The sequence below is a fragment of the Stackebrandtia sp. genome (assembly GCF_035643755.1).
Taxonomy (GTDB): Bacteria; Actinomycetota; Actinomycetes; order Mycobacteriales; family Micromonosporaceae; genus Stackebrandtia.
Map to the genome: position 1 here is coordinate 1 of NZ_DASQPW010000220.1, position 7826 is coordinate 7826.

Genomic DNA, 7826 nt, shown 5'->3' on the forward strand with positions numbered 1-7826 from the left:
TGGCGCTGACGCGTTCGTGCTGCAGAGCCACACCACGCCGATCAACACCTGGATCATGGAACAGCTGATCATGGTGGACGCGTTGAAGCGCGCGTCTGCGAAGCGGATCACCGTGGTCCTGCCGTTCTATCCGTATTCGCGGCAGGACAAGAAGCACCGGGGCCGGGAGCCGATCTCGGCCCGGCTGATGGCCGACCTGCTGAAGACCGCCGGCGCCAACCGCATCCTGACCGTCGACCTGCACACCGCCCAGATCCAGGGCTTCTTCGACGGCCCGGTCGATCACCTGTTCGCCATGGACATCCTGGCCGAGCATGTGCAGAAGAAGTACGCGGGCCGCCCGATGACCGTGGTGGCGCCGGATTCGGGCCGGGTGCGGGTGGCGGAGCGGTGGACCGACCGCATGGGCGGGTGTCCGCTGGCGTTCATTCACAAGACACGGGACCCGTTGCGTCCCAATGAGGTGGTGGCGAACAAGGTCGTCGGCGACATCGACGGCCGCGTCTGCCTGTTGGTCGACGACATGATCGACACGGGCGGCACGATCTGCCGGGCGGCGGAGCTGCTGGATTCGGCGGGTGCCTCGGATGTCGTGATCGGCGCGACCCACGCGGTGTTCTCGGAGCCGGCGCTGGAGCGCCTGGCCAAGGCGCCCGCCAGCGAGGTCGTGGTCACCAACACGCTGCCGATGCCGCCGGGGGCGCGGGATCTGGAGAAGCTGACGGTGTTGTCGATCGCGCCGTTGGTCGCCAAGGCGATCAGCGAGGTCTTCACCGACGGCTCCGTGACCACATTGTTCGGCGGCCTGTCGTAGCACCAACTTGGCGGCCCGTGGGTTTATGGTGCGCAGGGGCCGTGTAGACTACTGCGGTTGCCACGGCGAGGGCACGCATGTGAGTGCCGTTATCGACGAAGGATCTTCCGGTTGCCGACATTCCGGCGCCTCGCACGTGCGCTTATGCGCCAGACATCTTTTCGAGTAGGTAATGGGAGTTTTCCGTGTCCGAGGTCCGTATCAGCGCCGAGCCCCGTACTGAGTTCGGCAAGGGTGGCGCGCGCCGTACGCGCCGGGCAGGCAAGATCCCTGCCGTTCTCTACGGCCACGGCGAGAAGCCGAAGCATGTGTCGCTTCCCGCCCGGGATTTCGCGGCCGTTTTGCGTAACGGCGGAATGAACCAGCTGCTGTCGGTGGAGATTTCCGACGGCACCCGCGAGCTGGCGCTGCCCAAGTCGCTGCAACGCGACCCCATCAAGGACACCATCGAGCACGTCGACCTGCTGCTGGTGCGCCGCGGCGAGAAGGTCACCGTCGAGGTGCGCATCGACATCGTGGGTGAGCCGGAGAAGGGTGGCCTGCTGGTCACCGAGTCCGACTCGGTCACGATCGAGGCCGACGCGACCGCGCTGCCCGAGAGCGTCGAGTTGTCGGTCGAGGGCCTGGCCGTCGGCGATCACCTGACCGCCGCCGCGTTGAAGCTGCCCGAGGGTTCCACCCTGGTGACGGACCTGGAGGCCACTTTGGTGAACCACACCCAGCCGCGCGCCGAGGCCGAGGAGACCTCCGACGCCGACGAGGGCACCGAGACCGCCGAGCCCGCCGCCGAGGCCGGCGAGTAACGCACCATCATGGCCGATTCGCCGTACCTGATCGCCGGGCTGGGAAACCCCGGGGCCAAGTACGCGGGCAATCGGCACAACGTCGGATTCATGATCGCCGACCTGCTCGCCGAGCGGGTCGGCGGTTCGGCGTCCGCGGCCTGGAAGCGCAAGGGCCGCGCCGAGGTGTGCGAGGGGCGTTTCGTCATCGGCGGCCCCAAGGTGATCCTGGTGAAGCCGATGACGTTCATGAACGTGTCGGGGCAGGCGGTGGCGCCGCTGGCGTCGTTCTTCAAGATCCCGCCCGAGCGGATCATCGTGGTGCACGACGAGCTGGACCTTCCCTACGGCGTGGTGCGCCTGAAGTCCGGCGGCGGCGAGGGTGGGCACAATGGACTCAGGTCGATCTCGCAATCCCTGGGCACCAAGGCGTACGTGCGGGCCCGTTTCGGCGTCGGCCGCCCGCCGGGGCGGATGGACGCCGCGGCCTATGTGTTGAAGGACTTCTCGGCGTCCGAGCGCACCCAGCTGCCGCTGTTCGTGGATCTCACCGCCGACGCGGTGTCTGAAGTGGTGAGTGCGGGTCTGACGGGCGCGCAGAACAAATACCACGCTCTTTCGTGAATTCTTTGTGGTCATCCCGTTACATCTTGACGTGATCTCCGTTATATCGGTATCGGCGTTGAGGAATTCAAAAGGGGTGGACGGCGCGTGGGCGCGGTGGGTCTGGACGATCGGAATGTGGCCGTCAAGGCGCGGCCTCGGCATCATGCGGGCCCACCGGCGTGGCAGCGGCGTTATCTGGCGGGGGTGTTGTGCGCCGACGGGCTGGCGGGTGTGGCCGGCGCGGCGGTGGCTTTCGCGGCGCGCTTCGGCACCGTTTCGGCCTACAACAAGGCCTATGTGATCCTGGTCGCCGTCCTTCCACTGTGTTGGATCGGCGCGCTGGCCCTCAACGGCGCCTTCGAATCCCGTTACCTGTACGTCGGCACCGACGAGTACCAGCGGGTGGTGCGGGCCGGCATCGCGGTGACCGCGCTGGTGGCGCTGGTGTCTTATGCCCTGGACCTTCCGACCTCGCGCGCCTACGTGCTGATCGCGCTGCCGGTGGCGGTGGTGTCGTCGGTGGCGGCCCGTTTCTGTTGGCGCCGTTGGCTGCACGCGGTGCGCGCCGGCGGCCGCTGCGTCCGGCGGGTGGTCCTGATCGGACACGAGGGCCCGGTGGCGGCCCTGACGCGCCAGCTGCGGCGCGAGCACTTCCACGGCTTCAACGTCGTGGGCGCCTGCCTGCCCGGCGGCAGGGCCACCGGCCCGCTGCTCGACTTCGACGCCACGGTGCACGGCGACTTCGGCGCGGTCGGCCACGCGGTGGCCCGCGCGCACGCCGACACCGTGATCGTGTTGACCTGCCCCGAGCTCGACGGCCCGGCGCTGCGCCGGATGGCCTGGGAACTGGAACGCGGCGACATCGACCTGATCGTGGCCAGCGCACTGGTCGACGTGGCCGGCGCCCGCACCTCGGTGCGCCCGGTGGACGGGCTGCCGATGCTGCATGTGGAGCACGCCCGGCTCAACGGTGCCCGCCGCCTCGTCAAGGAGGCCTTCGACCGGGTGGGCGCGGTGCTGCTGTTGGCGATGCTGGCGCCGGTCCTGGTGACGGTGACCCTCGCCGTGCGCTGGTCGTCGCCGGGTCCCGCCCTGTTCCGGCAGGTCCGCATCGGCCGCGACGGTCGGCCCTTCACGATCCTGAAGTTCCGCACGATGTACTGCGACGCCGAGACGCGGCTGGCGGATGTGATGCATCTCAATGAGTCCGATGACGTGCTGTTCAAGATTCGCGCCGACCCCCGGGTGACCCGGGCCGGGCGGATCATGCGGCGCTACTCGCTCGACGAGTTGCCGCAACTGTGGAACGTGGTCCGCGGCGACATGTCCCTTGTGGGCCCTCGCCCCCCGCTTCCGTCCGAAGTGGAAGCATACGCCGATGACGTGCGGCGACGCCTCGCCGTGAAGCCCGGACTCACCGGGCTGTGGCAGATCTCGGGACGATCGGATCTGCCGTGGGAGGAAGCCGTCCGGCTCGATCTGCGCTATGTGGAGCATTGGTCGCTGACGCTGGACCTGGTGATCTTGGCCCGCACGTGTACCGCCGTGCTGCGCTCGGCCGGAGCGTATTGACGACTAAACCGGCTAGATTTGTCAAGATGCTGCCTCTCACCGACTCCGCCCTCGCCCGGCAGCTCGCCGCGCGGGCGGGAGACGAACTTCTGATCCTGCGCGACAAGCTGGGCTTCGGCGACGCCAAGGCGCTGCGCCACGAGGGCGACCAGCGCGCCCACGCCGTCCTGATGTCCGCCCTGGCCGAATCCCGACCCGACGACGCGATCCTCAGCGAGGAGGGCAAGGGCGAACAGGGCCGCGACGGCGCCGCCCGGCTCGACGCGTCCCGCGTGTGGATCGTCGACCCGCTCGACGGCACCCGCGAATACGGCGAGGAGGGCCGCGACGACTGGGCGGTCCACGTGGCGCTGTGGGAAAACGGCGACCTCACCGCCGGGGCCGTGGCGCTGCCCGCCCAGGACACCGTGCTGGGCGCCGACGAACCGCCAAAGGTGCCGCGCCACGACCGCCGCATCCAGATCGCCTGCAGCCGCACCCGCCCGCCGGAGTTCCTGCCCCGGCTGGCCGACGCCATCGGCGCCGACCTGGTGCCGATGGGCTCGGCGGGCGCCAAGGCCAGCGCCGTCATCACCGGTAGGGTGGACGCCTACGTGCACGCCGGTGGCCAGTACGAATGGGACTCGGCCGCGCCGGTGGCGGTGGCGCGGGCCGCGGGCCTGCACACCTCGCGGATCGACGGAGCTCCGCTGACATACAACAATCCCGACCCGAAACTGTCCGACCTGGTGGTGTGCCGCGACGACCTCGCGGCCCTGATTCTCAAGGGCATCGCCGCCGTTCGGTGAACCCGCGGCAGAAAGGAGTGTGGCCGTGAGCCAAAACGACTACCGCGTCAGTCACCTCGACGCGCTGGAAGCCGAGAGCGTGTACATCTTCCGCGAGGTGGTGGCCACGTGTGCGCGACCGGTGCTGCTGTTTTCCGGCGGCAAGGACTCCATCGTGATGCTGCACCTGGCGTCCAAGGCGTTCGCCCCCGCGCCGATCCCGTTCCCGGTCATGCACATCGACACCGGGCACAACTTCGCCGAGGTGCTGGACTTCCGCGACGCCAAGGTCAGCGAGCTGGGCGTCGAACTGGTCGTGGCGTCGGTGCCCGAGGCGATCGACTCCGGGCTGGTCACCGAGCCGCCCGACGGGATGCGCAACCGGATCCAGACGCCCGTGCTGCTGGACGCCGTCGAGAAGTACCGCTTCGACGCCCTGTTCGGCGGCGCGCGGCGCGACGAGGAGAAGGCCCGCGCCAAGGAACGCGTGTTCTCCTTCCGCGACGAGTTCGGCCAGTGGGACCCGAAGAACCAGCGCCCCGAGCTGTGGTCGCTGTACAACGGCCGCACCCACCCCGGAGAGTCGATCCGGGTGTTCCCGCTGTCCAACTGGACCGAGCTGGACATCTGGAACTACATCGCGGACCAACAGATCCCGCTGCCCTCCGTCTACTATGCGCACGACCGCGAGGTGGTGGAGCGCGACGGCATGCTGTACGCGATCAACGAGTTCATCTCCCCGCGCGCCGGCGAGTCCACCGCGGTGCGCCGGGTGCGTTACCGCACCGTCGGCGACGCCACCTGCACCGCCGCCGTCGCCTCCGACGCCGACACCGTCGAGGCCGTGATCGCCGAGGTGGCCGCCACCCGCGTCACCGAGCGCGGCGCCACCCGCGGCGACGACCGGGTCAGCGAGGCCGCGATGGAAGACCGCAAACGGGAAGGCTACTTCTAGTGAACGACACCACCGAACTGCTGCGCTTCGCCACGGCCGGAAGCGTCGACGACGGCAAGTCCACACTCATCGGACGGCTGCTGTACGACACCAAGACCCTCTTCGACGACCAGCTGGCCGCCGTGGAGGCCGTCAGCAAGTCCCGCGGCGACGAGTACACCGACCTGGCGCTGCTCACCGACGGCCTGCGCGCCGAACGCGAGCAGGGCATCACCATCGACGTGGCGTACCGCTACTTCGCCACCCCCAAGCGCAAGTTCATCATCGCCGACACCCCCGGGCACATCCAGTACACCCGCAACATGGTCACCGGCGCCTCCACCGCCGACCTGGCGATGATCCTGGTCGACGCCCGCAAGGGACTGGTGGAGCAGTCGCGGCGCCACGCGTTCCTGTGCTCGCTGCTGCGCGTGCCGCACCTGGTGTTGTGCGTCAACAAGATGGACCTGGTGGACTACGACGCCGAGGTGTTCAAGAAGATCGCCGACGAGTTCACCGCGTTCGCCACCAAGCTGGACATCGCCGACCTGACGATCATCCCGGTGTCGGCGCTGCGGGGCGACAACGTCGTCAACCGCTCCGACAAGATGCCGTGGTACGCGGGCTCCTCCCTGCTGCACCACCTGGAGTCCGTCCACATCGCGTCGGACCGCAACCTGGTGGACGCGCGCTTCCCGGTGCAGTACGTGATCCGTCCCCACTCCAACGCCAACCACGACTACCGCGGCTACGCGGGCCAGGTCGCCTCGGGCGTGTTGAAGCCCGGCGACGAGGTGATGGTGCTGCCGTCCGGCTTCACCACGACGATCGCGGGCATCGACACCGCCGACGGCCCCGTCGACCAGGCGTACCCGCCGATGTCGGTGACGATCCGCCTGGACGGCGAGCTCGACGTGTCGCGCGGCGACGTGATCTGCCGCCCCAACAACGCGCCGCAGGTGTCGCAGGACATCGAGGCGATGATCTGCTGGATGGACGAGAAGCAGCCGCTGCGGCGCGGCCGCAAGTACGCCATCGCGCACACCACCCGAGCGGCGCGCGGCCTCATCAAGGACCTGTACTACCGCCTCGACGTCAACACGCTGCACCGCGACGAGGACGCCGACAGCCTGGGCCTCAACGAGATCGGCCGCGTCAAGCTGCGCACCACGGTGCCGCTGCTGTGCGACGACTACCGCCGCAACCGCGCCACCGGCGGGTTCATCGTCATCGACGAGGCCACCAACCGCACCGTCGGCGCGGGCATGATCGTCGAGGCCGCCTGAGCGCCAAACCCCCGATTCGGCGCGTGATCGGCGCCCAGTTGTTACCGTCACCTCTGGGGTGAGGGGGGCGGCGATGGCGCGTCTGACGGGATTCCTGACCGCGGTGGCGGCGGCAGCGGCGGTGACGCTGGCGCCCGCCGCGGCGGCCCACGCCGAGGAGCCGGTGGACCTGGACTCGGGCCAGGTCACCGACCACGTCGGCGCGCTCGGCGGCCGCGAATCCGAGGTCGCCAGCGCCCTCGACCGCCTCAACGACGACCACCGCGTCCAGCTGTTCGTCGTGTACGTCAACGACTTCTCGGGGCAGTCCGCGTCCCGCTGGGCGGACGACACCGCCATCAAGAACGGGCTGGGCCGCCGCGACGCGCTGATGGCCGTGGCCACCGACGCGCGCCAGTACACGGTGTCGGTCGACAAGGACTTCCCGCTGTCGGACGCGAAGCTGGACAACGTCGCGTCCGTGGCCATCGAACCCGCCCTGTCGAAGAACGACTGGGCGGGCGCGGCGATCGGTGCCGCGCGCGGCTACGACGCGGAACTGTCGGGTAGGGCGGTGCCGTCGGTGAACGTGCGGCCCGGCGCCGCCCACCCGTCGAAGGGTGGCGCGGGCTGGATATGGCTGGTCGTGCTGGTCGCGCTCGCGGCGGTGGGGCTGGCCGTGTGGTGGTTCGCGCGGTCGCGCGGGCGCGGCGCGCCCGCGAGGGGGAGGACGGGCGAGCCGCTGGTGCCGCTGCCCGATCTGGACAGACAGGCCAGCTCGCTGCTGCTTCAGACCGACGACGCGATCCGCACCAGCGAACAGGAGCTCGGCTTCGCCACCGCCCAGTTTGGCGACGACGCCACCAAGACGTTCACCGACAGCCTCGCCGAGTCCAAGACCGACCTCAACGCGTCGTTTCGGCTGCGGCAGCAGCTCGACGACTCCACGCCCGAGACCGAGCCTCAGCGCCGCGCCATGCTCGACGAGATCATCGAGCGCTGCACGAGGGCGAATCAACGCCTGGACGCCGTGGCCGCCGACTTCGAGCAGCTGCGCGACCTGGTGGCCCGCGCGCCCGAGGCGGT

The 7826-nt window shown here is 69.4% G+C and carries 8 protein-coding genes; all 8 read left to right on the forward strand.

Annotated features, from left to right (window positions below):
- Positions 1-814, forward strand: an 814-nt coding sequence (locus VE172_RS17005) for a ribose-phosphate diphosphokinase (protein WP_324803137.1), incomplete at its 5' end; no start/stop codon positions are given.
- Positions 815-999: 185 nt separating this feature from the next.
- Positions 1000-1617, forward strand: a complete 618-nt coding sequence (locus VE172_RS17010) for a 50S ribosomal protein L25/general stress protein Ctc (protein ID WP_324803138.1) — start codon at positions 1000-1002, stop codon at positions 1615-1617.
- Between the two features lie 9 nt (positions 1618-1626).
- Positions 1627-2220 (forward strand): aminoacyl-tRNA hydrolase, encoded by a 594-nt coding sequence (gene pth / locus VE172_RS17015; protein ID WP_324803139.1) that lies wholly within the window; start codon positions 1627-1629, stop codon positions 2218-2220.
- A gap of 87 nt (positions 2221-2307) precedes the next feature.
- Positions 2308-3774 carry a sugar transferase gene (locus tag VE172_RS17020; RefSeq protein ID WP_324803140.1) on the forward strand — a complete coding sequence of 489 codons (1467 nt, stop codon included), beginning with the start codon at positions 2308-2310 and terminating at the stop codon, positions 3772-3774.
- Between the two features lie 26 nt (positions 3775-3800).
- The gene (locus VE172_RS17025) at positions 3801-4562 is read left to right on the forward strand and encodes a 3'(2'),5'-bisphosphate nucleotidase CysQ (protein WP_324803141.1); all 762 of its coding nucleotides are present in this window, start codon (positions 3801-3803) and stop codon (positions 4560-4562) included.
- 25 nt (positions 4563-4587) lie between these two features.
- Entirely contained in the window at positions 4588-5496 is a 909-nt protein-coding gene (gene cysD / locus VE172_RS17030; protein WP_324803142.1) for a sulfate adenylyltransferase subunit CysD, read from the forward strand.
- Entirely contained in the window at positions 5496-6761 is a 1266-nt protein-coding gene (locus tag VE172_RS17035; RefSeq protein WP_324803143.1) for a sulfate adenylyltransferase subunit 1, read from the forward strand. The genes cysD and VE172_RS17035 overlap by 1 nt, the downstream gene beginning before the upstream one ends.
- 73 nt (positions 6762-6834) lie before the next feature.
- A partial coding sequence (locus VE172_RS17040) for a TPM domain-containing protein (protein ID WP_324803144.1) occupies positions 6835-7826 on the forward strand: 992 nt, incomplete at its 3' end.